The sequence below is a fragment of the Streptomyces sp. NPDC048182 genome (assembly GCF_043202555.1).
GTDB lineage: Bacteria > Actinomycetota > Actinomycetes > Streptomycetales > Streptomycetaceae > Streptomyces.
The window spans coordinates 90,192-107,054 of sequence record NZ_JBIDAQ010000008.1 but is presented as its reverse complement, the minus strand read 5'-3'; the positions used below and the strand labels follow the sequence as shown (position 1 = coordinate 107,054).

General features: G+C 74.0%; 12 protein-coding genes. 2 read left to right on the top strand and 10 right to left on the bottom strand.

The window, feature by feature from the left end:
- Positions 1-4 precede the first annotated feature (4 nt).
- The 9 genes from ACGFZL_RS17845 to ACGFZL_RS17805 all read right to left on the bottom strand — a co-directional run bounded on the left by ACGFZL_RS17845 (position 5) and on the right by ACGFZL_RS17805 (position 12,744).
- On the bottom strand, positions 5-1,153 hold the full coding sequence (locus ACGFZL_RS17845; RefSeq protein WP_393692704.1) for an inositol-3-phosphate synthase: 1,149 nt from the start codon (positions 1,151-1,153) through the stop codon (positions 5-7).
- 120 nt (positions 1,154-1,273) lie between these two features.
- On the bottom strand, positions 1,274-3,799 hold the full coding sequence (locus ACGFZL_RS17840; protein ID WP_393692702.1) for a PQQ-dependent sugar dehydrogenase: 2,526 nt from the start codon (positions 3,797-3,799) through the stop codon (positions 1,274-1,276).
- 98 nt (positions 3,800-3,897) lie between these two features.
- Positions 3,898-4,896: a sugar phosphate isomerase/epimerase family protein gene (locus ACGFZL_RS17835; RefSeq protein WP_393692700.1), complete on the bottom strand. Its 999-nt coding sequence runs from the start codon at positions 4,894-4,896 to the stop codon at positions 3,898-3,900.
- A gap of 43 nt (positions 4,897-4,939) precedes the next feature.
- Positions 4,940-6,208 carry a Gfo/Idh/MocA family protein gene (locus tag ACGFZL_RS17830; protein ID WP_393692698.1) on the bottom strand — a complete coding sequence of 423 codons (1,269 nt, stop codon included), beginning with the start codon at positions 6,206-6,208 and terminating at the stop codon, positions 4,940-4,942.
- A 475-nt stretch (positions 6,209-6,683) separates the two neighbouring features.
- Positions 6,684-7,727 carry a substrate-binding domain-containing protein gene (locus tag ACGFZL_RS17825; protein WP_393692696.1) on the bottom strand — a complete coding sequence of 348 codons (1,044 nt, stop codon included), beginning with the start codon at positions 7,725-7,727 and terminating at the stop codon, positions 6,684-6,686.
- A gap of 19 nt (positions 7,728-7,746) precedes the next feature.
- Positions 7,747-8,769 carry an ABC transporter permease gene (locus ACGFZL_RS17820; protein WP_393692694.1) on the bottom strand — a complete coding sequence of 341 codons (1,023 nt, stop codon included), beginning with the start codon at positions 8,767-8,769 and terminating at the stop codon, positions 7,747-7,749.
- Positions 8,766-10,283 (bottom strand): sugar ABC transporter ATP-binding protein, encoded by a 1,518-nt coding sequence (locus ACGFZL_RS17815; RefSeq protein ID WP_393692692.1) that lies wholly within the window; start codon positions 10,281-10,283, stop codon positions 8,766-8,768. Before ACGFZL_RS17815 ends, ACGFZL_RS17820 begins: the two co-directional genes overlap by 4 nt.
- 148 nt (positions 10,284-10,431) lie before the next feature.
- On the bottom strand, positions 10,432-11,613 hold the full coding sequence (locus ACGFZL_RS17810) for an ROK family protein (RefSeq protein WP_355170358.1): 1,182 nt from the start codon (positions 11,611-11,613) through the stop codon (positions 10,432-10,434).
- A gap of 183 nt (positions 11,614-11,796) precedes the next feature.
- Positions 11,797-12,744, bottom strand: a complete 948-nt coding sequence (locus ACGFZL_RS17805) for a beta-ketoacyl-ACP synthase III (protein WP_393692690.1) — start codon at positions 12,742-12,744, stop codon at positions 11,797-11,799.
- A 157-nt stretch (positions 12,745-12,901) separates the two neighbouring features.
- Here ACGFZL_RS17805 and fdhD point away from each other — a divergent pair, with 157 nt between their 5' ends.
- Entirely contained in the window at positions 12,902-13,750 is an 849-nt protein-coding gene (gene fdhD / locus ACGFZL_RS17800; RefSeq protein ID WP_393692688.1) for a formate dehydrogenase accessory sulfurtransferase FdhD, read from the top strand.
- A 174-nt stretch (positions 13,751-13,924) separates the two neighbouring features.
- Positions 13,925-15,772 (top strand): exo-alpha-sialidase, encoded by a 1,848-nt coding sequence (locus ACGFZL_RS17795; protein ID WP_393692686.1) that lies wholly within the window; start codon positions 13,925-13,927, stop codon positions 15,770-15,772.
- 24 nt (positions 15,773-15,796) lie between these two features.
- Here ACGFZL_RS17795 and ACGFZL_RS17790 read toward each other — a convergent pair whose 3' ends face one another.
- Positions 15,797-16,852: a bile acid:sodium symporter family protein gene (locus ACGFZL_RS17790; protein ID WP_355170352.1), complete on the bottom strand. Its 1,056-nt coding sequence runs from the start codon at positions 16,850-16,852 to the stop codon at positions 15,797-15,799.
- Positions 16,853-16,863: the final 11 nt, after the last annotated feature.

Genomic DNA, 16,863 nt, shown 5'->3' with positions numbered 1-16,863 from the left:
GCCCTCACCTGCGCTCCCCCGCACCGGCGTCGGCCCCGTCCCCGCGCAGCTCCTCCCCGAACCGCACCAGCTCCGCGTACTGCTCCCCAAGACCCGCCGGCCCCTCCCCCACCGGGTCCTTGAAGAAGAAGCCCAGTTCGCCCAGCGGCCCGGCGCGGCCGGCCTCGTGGGCGCGGGCGGTCAGGCGGGCGAGGTCCAGGACCAGGGGTGCGGCCAGCGCGGAGTCGCAGCCCTGCCAGGTGGTCTGGAGGACCATGCGCGCGCCGAGGAAGCCGTCGAAGGCGATGTGGTCCCAGGCGGTCTTCCAGTCGCCCAGCGCGGGGACGTCATCGATGTGGACCTGCCCCTCCACGGGACCGCCGAGCGTGTCGGCGAGGACGCGTTCCTTGCCGGCGTTCTTGGCCGCCGCGGCGGCCGGGTCGGCGAGGGCCGCGCCGTCGCCGCCGCCGAGGAGGTTGGTGCCGGACCAGGCCCGCACGGCGAGCGCCCGCTGGGCGAACATCGGGCCGAGCACCGAGCGGAGCAGCGTCTGGCCGGTCTTGCCGTCGCGGCCGGCGTACGGCAGGCCGCTGTCGGCCGCCGGTGCGGCGAGCGCGGGGTGGTGCAGACCGGTGGACGGGGTGAAGTTGACGTAGGGGCAGCCGGCGCGCAGGGCCGCCGCCGCGTACAGGGAGCTGGGCGGCAGGGCGGCGCCGGCCGCGACGGGCTCGGTGGAGGCCACGTTCACCACCACCGTGCGCCGGGCGCCCACGCGCTCGGCGAAGTCGCGGAGGTCGGCGGCGAAGGCGTCGATCAGCTCGTCCTCGCCCCGGGTGTCGCCGGGCAGCGGGCCGCCGGGGCGGATGTCCCGGTCGGCGGCGGCCAGTTCGGCGTGGACGGCGGAGGGCAGACCGGGCGGGAGCACGCCGCCGGCGGCGAGGGCCTCGGCCCGTTTGGGCAGCGGGCAGTCCAGGGTGTCGTGCCCGCCGAACACGAGCGAGGACAGGGCGGGCAGCCCGGCGCCGGCGAAGGCGGGGGTCTCGGTGACCATGCCGACCGGCGGGTGCAGCCCCGCGGTGACGGCGGCGCAGCCCGCGACCACCGTGGTGGCGACGGAGCCGCGGGCCCCGACCAGCCAGACACCGGTACGGGAATCGGAACGGGACGCGGACATGGGCGGCCTCCTTGTCGAGCACGAGCACGTCGATCGGGCGCTTCAGGGGGGAGGGAGGCGGCGGGCGGGGGTCCGGCGTCCCCCGCCCGTCGCCGTTCGTGCGGCGAGGCCGGCGCGGCCTCAGCCCGTGGTGAACGTGAAGTCGTCCACGTCGTACAGGGCGCCCGTGCCCTTCCCCTTGAAGACCAGGAAGAGCGTCGTGGTGCCCTTGGGCGCCTTGGTGAGGTTCGCCGAGACGTCCTGGAAGGTCTCCCAGCCGCCGGTCACCGGCACGGTGGCCTTGCCGAGCAGGGTGCCCTTGGCGGAGCCGGCCCGGATCTCCAGGGTGCCGCCGGCACCGCCGGAGGCGACGCGCGCCGTGACCTCGGTGGCGTTCTTCAGGACGTACGGCGTGAAGGAGATCCAGTCGCCGTCGTGGATCTCGCCGACCGTCTTGCCGCCGTGCGCGGCCTCCTTGCTGATCACCGAGACGCCGGAGGAGTCGCCGAAGTGCTCGGCCTGCCGGTGCCGGGGCTGGAGGACGTGCCGGGTGTGCGTGGTGAGCGCGGCCTGGCCGCCGCCCCCGTTGTCGGTGTACTCGGCGTCGAGGACGCCGAAGATGTTGGCGTTCTCGTCGTGGCCGCCGTCGGCGCTGGTCTTGATGGTGCCGGTGCAGCCGTTGGCCGAGGTGAGCGGGTGGCCGTGGGTGTCGTGGCCGAGGACGAAGGTGACCTTGACCTTGGCGCAGTCGATCGGCTTCTTGTCCTCGGGGTCGGTGACCTTCACCTGGAACGGTATGTCGTCACCGAAGCTGAAGAGCGTGCCGTCCGCCGGGAGTTGCAGCTTCACGGTGGGCGCGGTGTTGCCGACCACGACCTGCACGCTGGAGCTGCCGGTGCGGCCGGTGGTGTCCTTCGCGGTGAGGGTGGCGGTGTAGGTGCCGTTCTTCCGGTACGTGTGCGACGGGTTGGCCGCCGTGGACTTGGTGCCGTCGCCGAAGTCCCAGGCGTAGGTCAGCGCGTCGCCGTCCTGGTCGCTGGTGCCCTTCGAGGAGAAGCGCACCTTCAGCGGGGCCTGTCCCGAGGTGCGGTCGGCGGCGGCCTGCGCGACGGGCGAGTGGCCGTCGGTGGCGTTCTCGATGCGGTACAGGCCGGAGTACTCGTCGCCGCCGAACCAGGCGGTGCCGTAGTCCAGGACGTAGAGCGCGCCGTCGGGGCCGAAGGCCATGTCCATCACCTGGGTGCCGGTCCAGGGGATGTCCCCGATGGACTGGATGGTGCCGTCGGCGTCGCTGGTGATCCGCTTGATCCAGCGGCGGCCGAACTCACCGGCGAAGAAGTCGCCGTCGTAGATCTCGGGGAACTTCACCGGCGAGTCGAGGGCGGGGTCGTAGTGGTAGACCGGGCCGCCCATCGGGGACTCGGAGCCGTCGCCGAACTCGGGCACGGACACGCCGTCGTACGGGATCCAGGCCGGCTGCGCCGGGGGCAGGTCGGTGAGGCCGGTGTTGTGCGGGGAGTCGTTCTTCGGGGCCGCGCAGTCGAAGGTCGCACCGGACGCCTTGGTGGCGAAGTCGTAGTCCACGTACGGGTCGTTGTCGCCGGTGCAGTACGGCCAGCCGAAGTTGCCGGGCTTGGTGACCCGGGCGAACTCGACCTGGCCGGCCGGGCCGCGCTTCGGGTCGGCGGCGCCGGCGTCGGGGCCGTAGTCGCCGACGTAGAGGATGCCGGTCGCCTTGTCGACGCTGAAGCGGAAGGGGTTGCGGAAGCCCATGGCGTAGATCTCGGGCCGGGTCTTCTCGATGCCCGGCGGGAAGAGGTTGCCCTCGGGGACCGTGTACGAGCCGTCGGCCTGGACCTTGATGCGCAGGATCTTGCCGCGCAGGTCGTTGGTGTTGCCGGCCGAACGCTGGGCGTCGAAGGCCGGGTTGCGGTCGGCGCGCTCGTCGATGGGGGTGAAGCCGTCGGACTGGAACGGGTTGGAGTCGTCGCCGGTGGAGAGGTAGAGGTTCCCGGCGGCGTCGAAGTCGATGTCGCCGCCGACGTGGCAGCAGGTGCCGCGGGAGGTCTTGACGTCGAGGACCTGCTTCTCGCTGGCCGCGTCCAGGGTGCCGTCCTGCTTCAGCACGAACCGGGAGAGCCGGTTGACGCCGTCGAAGGGGGCGAAGTCGGCGGCGGTGCCGGTCTCGGGGGCGTCGCCCTCGGGGGTGTCGAGCGGGGGCGCGTAGTAGAGGTAGATGAAGCGGTTCTGGGTGAAGCCGGGGTCGACGCCGACGCCCTGCAGGCCCTCCTCGTCGTGGTTGTACACGTCGAGCTTGCCGGCGAGCCTGGTGGTGCCGGCCGCGTCGGTGAGGCGGAGTTCGCCGTCGCGGGAGGTGTGCAGCACGGAGCGGTCGGGCAGCACGGCGAGCGACATGGGCTCGCCGACCTCCGGTTCGCCCTTGGCGAGGGTGACCTGCTGGAAGTCCTCGGCGGCGGCGGGCGGGGCGGGGTGGTGGGCGGCCGGGGCGGCGCCCGCGTGGGGGGCGGCGAGGGTGAGCGAGGTGCCCGCCAGCAGGGCGCCGCTGAGCAGGGCGAGCGACTGGCGGAAGGACGGGCGCCGGCCGCGGGCCGGGGGTGTGGGGGGATGGGGATGGGTGGTGGCGGTGGTGCGGTCGTTCCCGTGCACGAATGCCTCCGATGCGGGAGCCGGTGGGGCGGGGCGGGTGCGCGGGCCGGTGCCGGGATGCGCCGTCATCCCGGGGGCGGCCGATGTCGGGGGTCGGATCAGTTGCCGAACGCCGCGTCGAACGAGGCGGACGGCGGTTCGAAGTCGTACGCCTTCAGGCGGGTGAGGGCCTCGGGAACGCCCTGGAGCCGGTCCATGCCGGCGTCCTCCCACTCGACGGAGACCGGGCCCCGGTAGTCGATGGAGCGCAGCATCCGGAAGACGTCCTCCCAGGGCACGTCGCCGTGACCGGCCGAGACGAAGTCCCAGCCGCGGCGCGGATCGCCCCAGGGCAGGTGGGAGCCGAGGCGGCCGTTGCGGCCGTCGAGGCGCTTGCGGGCCTCCTTGCAGTCGACGTGGTAGATCCGGTCCCGGAAGTCCCAGAGGAAGCCGACCGGGTCCAGGTCCTGCCACACGAAGTGCGACGGGTCGAAGTTGAGGCCGAAGGCCGGGCGGTGGTCGACGGCCGCGAGGGCGCGCTGGGTGGTCCAGTAGTCGTAGGCGATCTCGCTGGGGTGGACCTCGTGCGCGAACCGCACGCCCTCGGTGTCGAAGACGTCCAGGATCGGGTTCCAGCGGTCGGCGAAGTCCTGGTAGCCGCGGTCGATCATCGACTCGGGGGCCGGCGGGAACATGGCGACCAGGTGCCAGATGGCGGAGCCGGTGAAGCCGACGACGGTGTCCACGCCGAGCCGGGCGGCGGCCCGCGCGGTGTCCTTCAGCTCGGCGGCGGCGCGCTGCCGCACGCCCTCGGCGTCGCCGTCGCCCCAGATGCGGGCGGGCAGGATGGCCTGGTGGCGCTCGTCGATGATGGCGTCGCAGACGGCCTGGCCGACCAGGTGGTTGGAGACCGCCCAGCACTTCAGGCCGTACTTGTCGAGGAGTTGGTGGCGTGACTCGACGTAGGCCGGGTCGGCGAGGGCCTTGTCGACCTCGAAGTGGTCGCCCCAGCAGGCGAGTTCCAGGCCGTCGTAGCCGAAGTCGCGGGCGTGGCGGCAGACCTCCTCCAGGGGCAGGTCGGCCCACTGGCCGGTGAAGAGGGTGAAGTCGCGCGGCATGGTGTGTACGGCCTCCTTCGGGGCGGTGGCGTGGGCGTGGGCGTCAGGGGGCGATCGGCGTGTAGACGGAGTTCTTCTCGGCGCTCTCCTCCACGGCGGCGAGCACGCGCTGCACCTGGAGGCCGTCCGCGAAGGAGGGCTCGGGGCGGCGGCCCTCGGCGAGGGCGTGGACGAGGTCGCGGACCTGGTGGACGAAGGTGTGCTCGTAGCCGAGGCCGTGGCCCGGCGGCCACCAGGCGTCGAGGTAGGGGTGCTCGGGCTCGGTGACGAGGATGCGGCGGAAGCCGGCGTGCGCGCCGGGCTCGGTGTGGTCGTGGTACGACAGCTCGTTGAGCCGTTCCAGGTCGAAGGCGAGGGAGCCGCGCTCGCCGTTCAGCTCGATGCGCAGGGCGTTCTTGCGGCCGGTGGCGTAGCGGGTGGCCTCGAAGGTGGCGAGGGCGCCGGAGGTGAGGCGGCCGGTGAAGACGGCGGCGTCGTCGACGGTGACCTCGCCGGTGACGCCGTCGGCCGACCCGGCGGTCAGTCCCTTGGCGGCGCCTTCGGGGAGCGGGCGTTCGCGGACGAAGGTCTCGGTGAGCGCCGATACGCCCGCGACCCGGTCGCCGGTCACGTACTGCGCGAGGTCCACGATGTGCGCGCCGAGGTCGCCGAGTGCGCCGGAGCCGGCCAGTTCGCGGCGCATCCGCCAGGTCAGCGGGGCCTGCGGGTCGACCAGCCAGTCCTGGAGGTAGCTGACCCGCACGTGCCGCAGGCGGCCGACGCGGCCCTCGGCGACCATGCGCCGGGCCAGCGAGGTGGCGGGGAGGCGGCGGTAGTTGAAGCCGACCATGGCGAGCAGGCCGCGCCGGGCGGCGTCGTCGGCGGCGAGGGTCATCGCCTCGGCCTCGGCGACGGAGTTGGCCAGCGGCTTCTCGCACAGGACGTGCTTGCCGGCGGCGAGTGCGGCGAGCGCGATCTCGGCGTGGCTGTCGCCGGGGGTGCAGATGTCGACCAGGTCGATGTCGTCGCGGGCGATCAGGGCCCGCCAGTCGGTCTCGGTGCTCGCCCAGCCGTGCCGGTCGGCGGCGGCCCTTACCGCGCCGGGGTCGCGGCCGCAGATGGCGGCCTGCACCGGGTTCAGCGGCAGGTCGAAGACGCGGCCGGCGGTGCGCCAGCCCTGGGAGTGGGCGGCGCCCATGAAGGCGTAGCCGACCATGCCCACGCGTAGGGGGGGCCGGTGCGTGGTCGCCTGTGCGGCGTCGGCCTCTTCCCTCGCGGCGGGTCCTGCGGCCGGCGGCGCCTCGGCCCCCTCGGGCTGCTGCGGCTGTCCCATGCGGTTGTCCTCCTGGTCTTGGTCTCACGGTGGGCCCCGGTGCGGGTCCCTGCGGCGGGCTGGTCGGGCTCGCCGGGCGCGGTGCGGTGCCCTCCGGGCGGGGGCGCGGTCCCTCCCGGCGGGCGCGGTCCCTCCCGGCGGAGGCGCGGTCCCTCCCGGCAGACGCCGACCGACGCTGGATACGCGCCCCGGCGCGGATGCGGACCCGGGGGGCGTGGCGCAGCCCGGCGCTGCGGGGTGCCGCTGCGCCCACCCGTGCCGCCCCAGCGGCACGACTGCCCGCAGCTATGCGGGAGGGGGGAGGGGGCCGGGCGCGGCACCACCGCCCGCAGCTGCGCGGGAGGGTGAGCGGGCGCCGCACCAGCGCCCGCAGCTGCGCGGGAGGGGGGTCGGGCGTGGCACCACTGACCGCGGCTACGCCGGTCCGCGGGGCCCCCGCCGCCCGGCAGGGCCGGCGGGCCGCCCGGTGGGCCCGTCAGCGGAAGCCGGTGGACATGTACTGGGCGACGTTCTCCTTGTCGACGACGGCCGAGTAGCAGGTCAGCGAGGTGGGGATCTCGAACTCGGCGAGGCCGGCGACCCCCTTGGACTGGCCGAGCGCGCGGGCGAGGTCGATGGCGGATGCGGCCATGGTGGGCGGGTAGAGCACGGTCGCCTTCAGTACGCCCTTGTCCTGCTCGATGGCCTGGAAGGCGGAGAGCGCGCCGGCGCCGCCGACCATCAGGAAGTCGTCGCGCCCGGCCTGCTCGATGGCCCGCAGCGCGCCCACGCCCTGGTCGTCGTCGTGGTTCCACAGGGCGTCGAACTTCGACTGGGCCTGGAGCAGTTGGGCCATCTTGGCCTGGCCGGACTCCACCGTGAAGTCGGCGGCCTGGCGGGCGACCTTCTTGATGTTCGGGTAGTTCTTCAGCGCGTCGTCGAAGCCCTGGGTGCGCTGCTTGGTCAGCTCCAGGTTGTCCAGGCCGGCCAGCTCGATGACCTTGGCCCCGGACTTCCCCTTCAGCTTCTCGCCGATGTAGTGCCCGGCGCTCAGGCCCATGCCGTAGTTGTCGCCGCCGATCCAGCAGCGGTACGCCTGGGGGGTGTTGAAGACGCGGTCGAGGTTGACCACCGGGATGCCGGCCCGCATGGCCTTCAGACCGACCTGGGTGAGGGCCTTGCCGTCGGCGGGCAGCACCACCAGGACGTCGACCTTCTTGTTGATGAGGGTCTCGATCTGGCCGATCTGCTGGGCGGTGTCGTTGGACCCCTCGGTGATCTCCAGGGTGACGTCGGAGTACTTCTCCGCCCGCTTCTTGGCGTTGTCGTTGATGGCGTTGAGCCAGCCGTGGTCGGCCTGCGGGCCGGCGAAGCCGATAGTGACCTGCTTGCCAGGCTTGTCGTCGGTGGCCGGCTGGTCGTTCGCGGCCGGCTTGTCGTCGTCGCTGTCGTTGCTCGTGCATCCGGTGAGGAGGGCACCGGCGGAGACGGCGGCGGCTCCGAAGAGCAGTCCTCTGCGACTCGTGTTGAGCTGCGGCATGGTGGCGGGAACCCTTTCCTCAGGTCGTGCTTGCGGTACGGCGCTGGACCAGCACGGCGGCGACGATGATCGCGCCCTTGGCGATCTGCTGGACGTCGCTCTGCAGGTTGTTCAGGGCGAAGATGTTGGTGATCGTGGTGAAGATCAGGACGCCGAGCACGGAGCCGACGATGGTGCCGCGCCCCCCGCTGAGCAGCGTGCCGCCGATGATCGCGGCGGCGATGGCGTCGAGTTCGTAGAGGTTGCCGTTGGTGTTCTGGCCGGAGCCGGCCAGGACGATCAGCAGGAAGGCGGCGATGCCGCAGCACAGCCCGGACAGCAGGTACAGGTAGAGCCGCTGGCGCCTGACATCGATGCCGGCCAGCCGCGCGGCCTCCGCGTTGCCGCCGACGGCGACGGTGCGGCGCCCGAAGGTGGTCCGGTTCAGCACCAGCCAGCCGATCACGGTGACGGCGGCGAACACCAGCACCAGGGGCGGGATGCCCAGGAGGTAGGAGTCGCGCTCGCCGAGGTCGAGGACGGAGTCGACGGTGACGACCTGGGTGCGCCCGTCGGTGATCTGCAGGGCCAGGCCGCGCGCCGAGGCGAGCATGGCGAGGGTGGCGATGAAGGGCACCATCTTGCCGTAGGCGATGAGCACCCCGTTGACCAGCCCGCAGCCGACGCCGACCACGACGGCGGTGAAGAGGATGCCGGTGAAGCCGAAGTCCTGGGTGGCCACCGTGGTCGCCCACACCGAGGCGAGGGCGACGATGGCGCCGACGGACAGGTCGATGCCGCCGGAGATGATCACGAAGGTGACGCCGACGGTCACCACCCCGATCACCGACGCCTGGGTGAGCACCAGTTGGAGGTTGCGGGTGTCGAGGAACGCGTCGGGCTGGGTGATGCCGCCGATGAGGATCAGTACGGCGAGCACGCCGAGCAGGGAGAGGGTGCGGACGTCGGCGCGGGCCACCAGGCCCCGCCAGGCGGGCGGTTCGTCCACCGCCGGAGCCGTCTTGCCGGTGCCGCCCCGTGGCGGGGACACGTGCTGCGTCATGACGCCGGGCTTCCTTCCATCACGAGGTCGAGTACGCGGTGTTCGTCGAGTTCGCGGGCGGGCGCCTCGTGCACGACGGTGCCCTCGCGCAGGACGAGGACCCGGTCGGCGAGGCCGAGGACCTCGGGCACCTCGCTGGAGACCAGCAGCACCGCGAGGCCATCGTCGGCGAGGCGGCGCACGACCGCGTACAGCTCGGCGCGGGCGCCGACGTCGACGCCGCGGGTCGGCTCGTCCAGGAGGAGCACCCGGCAGCCGCGCAGCAGCCAGCGGGCGAGCACGGCCTTCTGCTGGTTGCCGCCGGACAGGGTGCGCACGGGCACCTCGGGGTTGTCGGGCCGCAGCGACAGTTCGCGGGTGGCGGCGCGGGCCGCGCCGCGTTCGGCGCCGCGGTCGATCCAGCCGCCGCGGGAGAAGCGGGACATGGCGGAGACGGAGACGTTGCGGGTGACGGACTCCAGCATCAGCAGCGCCTGTGCCTTGCGCTCCTCGGGCGCGAGGCCGAGCCCGGCGCGTACGGCGGCCCGGACGCTGCCGGGCCGCAGCGGGCGGCCGTCGACCAGGACCTCGCCGGTGCTCGCCCTGCGGGCGCCGTAGATGGTCTCCAGGACCTCGGAGCGGCCCGAGCCGACGAGCCCCGCGAGGCCGACGATCTCCCCGGGGCGGACCTCCAGGTCCAGCGGCGCGAACTCGCCGGCCCGGGACAACCCCCGTACGGTCAGCACCGGTTCACCCGCCGGGGGCGTCACGGGCCGGTCGGGGAAGACGTACTCGACGTTGCGCCCGGTCATCAGCGCGACCACCTCGCGGGTCGGTGTCGACTCGGCGGGCAGTCCGCCGGCCACGGCCCGGCCGTCCTTGAGGACGGTGACCCGGTCGCCGATGCGGCGGATCTCCTCCAGGCGGTGGGAGATGTAGACGACGGCGACGCCGTCGGCGGTCAGGTCGCCGACGATGCGGAAGAGGTTGGCGACCTCGTCCGGGTCGAGCGCGGCGGACGGCTCGTCCATCACGATCAGCCGCACCTCGTGGGAGAGCGCGCGTGCCATGGAGACGATCTGCTGCTGCGCCGCCGAGAGGTCCCCGACGAGGCGGCCCGGGTCGATCTCGGGGTGGCCGAGCCGGGCGAGCAGCCGGGCGGTGGACGTGCGGGCGGTGCGGCCCCGTACGACGAAGCCGGCGGCGGTCGGTTCGTGGCCGAGGTGGACGTTCTCCGCCACCGACAGGTGCTCCACCAGGTCGAGTTCCTGGTAGATGGTGGCGATGCCGAGGCGCATGGCGGCGATCGGCGAGCGGAGGACGACCTCCTCGCCGCGCCAGCGGATGGTGCCGGTGTCGGGCTGGTGGGCGCCGGCCAGGACCTTGATGAGGGTGGACTTGCCGGCCCCGTTCTGGCCGAGCAGGCAGTGCACCTCGCCGGCCTGGACGTCGAGGTCGACGCCGTCGAGGGCGCGGACGCCGGGGAAGGACTTGGTGATGCCGGACATGCTGAGCAGCGGTGCTTCTGGTGCCATGTGAGGTCCCCTCGGCGGGCGTGCGGGCCGGTGTCAGGGCAGGGCGGGGCAAGGATCGGGGCAGGGCGGGGCAAGGACGGGGCACCGGGCGGTGCCTGCGCGGATCGGAAGCGGGTGGTGCCTACTCGGGTGGGAAACCGGGTGGTGCCTACGCGGGTGAGAACAGGTGGTCGCTGATCAGCCGGGCCGCGCCGATGACGCCGGCGGTGGGGCCCAACTCGCCCAGGACGATGGGCAGGTTGCCGGTCGCCAGGGGCAGCGACTGGCGGTAGACCTGGGTGCGGATGGCGGCGAGCAGGTTGTGGCCGAGGCCGGTCACCCCGCCGCCGATCACCACGAGCCCGGGGTTGAAGAAGCTGACCAGCCCGGCGATGACCTGGCCGGTGCTCCGGCCGCCCGCGCGGATCAGGTCGAGCGCGGTGGCGTCGCCCGCGGCCGCCGCGGCGGCGACGTCGGCGGCGCTGAGGCCCCCGTTCGCCTCCAGGCGGGTCGCGAGTTCGGCCGAACTCCCCTGCTGGGCGGCCTCCGTGGCGTCGCGGGCCAGGGCCGCGCCGCTGAAGTGGGCCTCCAGGCAGCCCCGGTTGCCGCAGGCGCACGGGCGGCCGTCGGGGACGGCCTGGATGTGCCCGATGTCGCCGGCGCTGCCCGTCGTACCGCGGTAGACCTCACCGCCGACGACGATCCCGCAGCCGATGCCCGTACCGATCTTGACGACGAGGAAGTCGTGCACGGTGCGGGCGACGCCCGCGTGCTGCTCCCCCAGCGCCATGAGGTTCACGTCGTTGTCGACCATGACCGGGCAGCCGAGTTCCTGGCTGAGCGCCTCCCGGACGGGGAAGCCGTCCCAGCCCGGCATGATCGGCGGGGCGACCGGCACGCCCTCGGGGAAGCGGACCGGCCCCGGGACGCCGACGCCGGCGCCGTCGAAGCCCTCCGCGAGCCCGGAGGCGCGCAGCTTGGCGGCCATGGACAGTGCCTGCTCGAAGACCGCGACCGGCCCCTCGCGGACGTCCATGGGCTGGTTGATGTGTCCCAGGATCTCCAACTCGGCGTTGGTGACGGCGACGTCGACCGAGGTCGCGCCGATGTCGACGCCGAGGAAGCGGAGTCCGGGGTTGAGCCGGATGTTGTGCGAGCGGCGCCCGCCGCGGGAGGCGGCGAGTCCGTCGGCGACGACCAGGTCCGTCTCCAGCAACCGGTCCACCTCGACGGCCAGCTTGGACCGCGAGAGGTCGACCTGGTCGCCGAGCTGGGCCCGGGAGTTGGGGCCGCCGTCGCGCAGAAGCTTCAGGAGCCGGGCCTGGTGGGCGTTCGCGGGTCGTGCCGTCATGCGTCTCACGAACCCCTCCCGGTCACCGGCCATGTCCTTGGCTTGCTTTCGAGGGGAACGTAGCAGTGGGCGTCGGGCGTGGGAAGAAGTCGCGCAGGAATTGCCTCCCACTTTCTCCACTCAGTGGACAAAGGAAAGGGCGGTATGGCACAAACCGGGCCGCGCGGGCCGTCGGTGGACGGGTCAGGGGCAGCGGACGACCTGTCCGGCATAGGAGAGGTTGCCGCCGAAGCCGAACAGCAGGACCGGGTCGCCGCTGCCGATCTCGCCCCGCTCGACCAGCTTGGACAGGGCCAGCGGGATGCTGGCGGCCGAGGTGTTGCCGGACTCCACGACGTCCCGGGCCACCACCGCGTTGACCGCGCCGATCCGCTGCGCGAGCGGCTCGATGATGCGCAGGTTGGCCTGGTGCAGGACCACGGCCGCGAGGTCGGACGGGTCGGTGCCGGCCCGCTCGCACGCCTGGCGGGCGATGGCCGGCAGCCGGGTCGTGGCCCAGCGGTAGACGCTCTGGCCTTCCTGCGCGAACCGCGGGGGCGTGCCCTCGATGCGCACCGCGTTGCCCATCTCCGGCACCGACCCCCACAGCACCGGGCCGATCCCCGGCTCCCCGTCCGGCGCGCAGCCCTCCACGACGGCGGCCCCCGCCCCGTCACCGACCAGCACGCAGGTGGTGCGGTCGGTCCAGTCGGTCACCTCGGACATCTTGTCCGCGCCGATCACCAGCGCCCGGCGCGCGGCGCCGGCCCGGACGGCGTGGTCGGCACTGGCCAGGGCGTGGGTGAAGCCGGCGCACACGACGTTGAGGTCGAGCACCGCGGGGGACGGCATGCCGAGGCGGGCGGCGACGCGGGCGGCGGTGTTCGGGGAGCGGTCCACGGCGGTCGAGGTGGCGACGAGGACCAGGTCCACGTCGGCGGGGGCGAGCCCGGCCGCGGCCAGCGCCTTCGCGGCGGCGTGCGCGGCCAGCTCGTCCACCGGCTCGTCGGGGCCCGCGATCCGCCGGGTACGGATCCCCACCCGGCTCCTGATCCACTCGTCGCTGGTGTCGACCAGATTGGCCAGGTCCTCGTTGGTGAGCACCTTGGCGGGCTGGTAGTGACCGACGGCGGTGATGCGCGAGCCGTGCATGAGCGGGACCCCTCGGTGCCTCGGGTACGGGATCCACCAGTGTGATCAGGTACTCACCGGTACGAGGGCAGGTGAAGCGACAGGAATCGGGCGCCCGCCTTGTCGGCTTCGGTCAGCGTCGGCAAGGGAGTCCGGCGCGGCGGCGACAATGGGGGTCATGGGACGAGTCACACAGCGACGCAAGGTACTGCGCATACGGGACGGCCGGGTCTCCACCCGCCCCGACACCCTGGTCGCCGAGGAGCCGCTGGAGATCCGGCTGAACGGCAGGCCGCTGGCGATCACGATGCGCACTCCCGGCGACGACTTCGCCCTGGCGGTCGGCTTCCTGGTCAGCGAGGGCGTGCTGGCCCGCCGGGAGGACCTGAGCAACGTCGTGTACTGCGCGGGCGCCACGGCCGACGGCTCCAACACGTACAACGTGGTCGACGTGACGACGGACCCGGACCTGCCGGTGCCCGACATCACCCTGGAGCGCAACGTCTACACGACCTCCTCGTGCGGCCTGTGCGGCAAGGCCAGCCTGGACGCGGTGCGGACGTCGGCCCACTGGGCCATCGCCGACGCGCCCCCGGTCCGCGTCACCCCGGACCTGCTCGCGACCCTGCCCGACCGGCTCCGCTCGGCGCAGCAGGTCTTCGACCGCACGGGCGGGCTGCACGCGGCGGCGCTGTTCACGGCGGACGGGGAGCTGGTGGACGTACGGGAGGACGTGGGCCGGCACAACGCGGTGGACAAGCTGGTCGGCCGCGCCCTCCAGGACGGCGGCCTGCCGCTCTCCCGCTCCCTGCTCCTCGTCTCGGGGCGGGCCTCCTTCGAGCTGGCCCAGAAGGCCGTCATGGCGGGCATCCCGTTCCTGGCGGCGGTCTCGGCCCCGTCGTCCCTGGCGGTGGACCTGGCCCAGGAGACCGGCCTCACGCTGGTGGGCTTCCTGCGGGGCGGGTCCATGAACGTGTACGCGGGCGAGGACCGGGTGGCCCTGGAGACCGCAGTCGCGGGCGGGTGACACGGCGGCCGGCCGACGCCCCCGGAGGCCGGCGCCCGGCGCGGACGCCCGTCCCAAGGCGACACGCGCGTGATCATATGGACGCGTCCCGGGCCGGGGCGTCCTGATCTACTGAGCGCCGAGCGCCGGACGGATCAGCCCATCCGGCGGGCCGCCCGAGAGGCCGATCCGTCCATGCCGTCACCCCTGCGCGCCCCGCTGCTCGCCGCACTCGCCGCCGCCCTGCCCCTGGCGGTCACGCCGCAACAGGCCGGGTCGGAGCCCTCGCCGCGGGCCGAGGAGTTCGCGCAGCAGGTGCTGTTCCGGGCCGACCGGGACCCCGGCTACGCCTGCTTCCGCATCCCGGCGGTCGTGCGGACGCGGCCCGGCACGCTGCTCGCCTTCGCCGAGGGACGCCGCGGCACCTGCGGGGACGCCGCCGACATCGACCTCGTCCTCAAGCGCTCCACCGACGGCGGGCGTACCTGGGGCCCGCTGCGCGTGGTCGACCCGGGCGGCGGCGACACCCACGGCAACCCCGCCCCGGTCGTCGACCGCGCGACCGGCCGCGTGCTGCTCCTGGAGACGTACAACACCGGACGCCCGGACGCCGGCGACTGCGCGGTGCCCTGCGACCGCACGCCCCGGCTCCGGTCGAGCGACGACGACGGCCTGACCTGGTCGGCGGCCCGGGACCTGAGCCGGGAGATCCTGCCGCCCGGGTGGAACTCCTGGTACGCCACCGGCCCCGTGCACGGCGTCCAGCTCACCCGGGGCCGGCACCACGGGCGGCTGGTCGTCGGCGTGAACGCCGAGACGTGGGACGGCACCCGCGTCACCGCGAACCACGCCGCGCTGGTCGTCAGCGACGACGGCGGCGCGCACTGGCGGATCGGGGCCACCGACACCTGGCGGGTCCAGGCGGACGGCACCTTCCGGCAGAAGCCCTCGGAGCTGACCCTCACCGAGCGCGCCGACGGCTCGCTCCTGGTCAGCGGCCGGGAGGACGCCGGCACCGACCCGGGCCACCGCACGCAGGCCGTCAGCCGGGACGGCGGCGACAGCTTCACCGCCCCCTTCGCGACGCTGCCCGACCTGTACACCCCGCGGGTGCAGGGCTCCCTGCTGCGCCTGGGCGACCGCATCCTGCTGGCCGCCCCCGCCGACCCCGACCGCCGCCGCACGATGGTGCTGCGCTCCTCCTACGACGGCGGCGCGAGCTGGGACAGCGTGGACCGCGGCACGGTCGTCACCCGGGACTGGTCCGGCTACTCCGACCTGGTCGACGCCGGCGGCGGCACGGTCGGGCTGGTCTACGAGGCCGGGGCGGCCGACGCCCGGGACGAGATCCGCTTCGCCCGCTTCACCGAGGGTTGGCTCCGCCCCCGCCGGGGCCCCGACCCGACCACGCCCGACCTCGCGCCGGGTGCCCGCCCGGCGGCGGTGCTCGGCGGGGCCGTGGCGGCGGGGGGTGCGGTCGTGTTCGACGGCGTCGACGACGCCGTACGCCTGCCCTACGCCGAGCGGCTGCGGCTGGGGGCCGGGGAGTTCACGGCGTCGACGCGCTTGCGGTACACCGCGTCCGGCGGGGAGCAGCCGCTGCTGTGGATGGGCGGGGTCGGCGGCCGTCAGCCGCAGGTGTGGCTGCGGGCCGAGCCGGCGCGGGGCCGCGTCCAGGGCCTGATCACCGCCCGGGACGGCGCGGCGCCCCCGCGCTCGGCCTCCGTGCGGCACCCGGCCGCGCTGAACGACGGCGTCTGGCACCGGCTGACGCTGCGCCGCGGGGGCGGCCGGCTGACCCTGTTCGTGGACGGCGCCGAGAGCGCCTCCGCGCCGGACGTGCCGGGCTCGGTCAGCCGCGACTCGCCCTTCGGCGTGCACGTCGGCGAGCGCCCGGACGGGCGGGCCCGGCTGACGGGCGCCGTGGCCGACGTACGGGTGTGGCGGCGGGCGCTGACCGACACGGAGATCGCGACCGGGCGGCCGGCCACCGCCGGGACGGTGCTCCGGCTGCCGCTGGACCGCGTCACCGCACCCGGCTGACACCGGCCCCCGCCCGCGCCGTGCTCAGCCGGACCCGGTCCCGGTGCCCACCACCGTGCGCCCCGCCTCCGACGCGTCCGACCCGTCCGACGCCGCCGCCTCCTCGGCCGCCTCCGGGTCGTGGGCGCGGCGCTTGGCGATGACCGCGCAGACCATCAGCTGCATCTGGTGGAACAGCATCAGCGGCAGCACGGCGAGCGACGCCTGCGCGCCGAAGAGCACGCTGGCCATGGGCAGGCCCGAGGCGAGGGACTTCTTCGACCCGGCGAACTGGATCGCGATCCGGTCGGCCCGGCCGAAGCCCAGCGCCCGCGCCCCGTACCAGGTCAGCAGCAGCATCACGGCGAGCAGGACGGCCTCCACCCCCAGCAGCCCGGCCAGCCGCAGCGGGCTCACCTGGTGCCAGACGCCCTGCACCATGCCCTCGCTGAACGCGGTGTAGACGACCAGCAGGATCGAGCCCCGGTCGACCAGGCCGAGCACCTTCTTGTGCCGGGTGACGAAGCCGCCGATCCAGCGGCGCAGCAGCTGCCCGGCGACGAACGGCACGAGGAGTTGGAGCACGATCTTCACCAGCGAGTCCGCCGAGAAGCCCCCGCCGCTGTTGCCCAGCAGGGCCGCGGCGAGCAGCGGCGTGACGACGATGCCCACCAGGGAGGAGAAGGAGCCCGCGCAGATCGCCGCGGGCACGTTGCCGCGGGCGATGGAGGTGAAGGCGATCGAGGACTGGATGGTGGACGGCACCAGGGTGAGGAAGAGCAGGCCCTGGTAGAGCGGGTGGCTCAGCAGGACGGGCACGAGCCCGCGGGCCGCCAGGCCGAGCAGCGGGAAGAGGACGAAGGTGCAGGCCAGCACGGTGAGGTGCAGGCGCCAGTGGCGCAGCCCGTCCATCGCCTCGCGGGTGGAGAGCCGGGCGCCGTAGAGGAAGAAGAGGAACGCGATGGCGGCCGTGGAGGCGCCCGAGGCGACGTCCGCGCCGGTGCCCCGGGCGGGCAGCAGGGCCGCGAGGCCCACCGTCGCCAGGAGCAGCAGCACGTAGGGGTCGACCGGCGTCCGGCGCGGCCATCGCAGGCGTTTCACGGTGCTCCGTT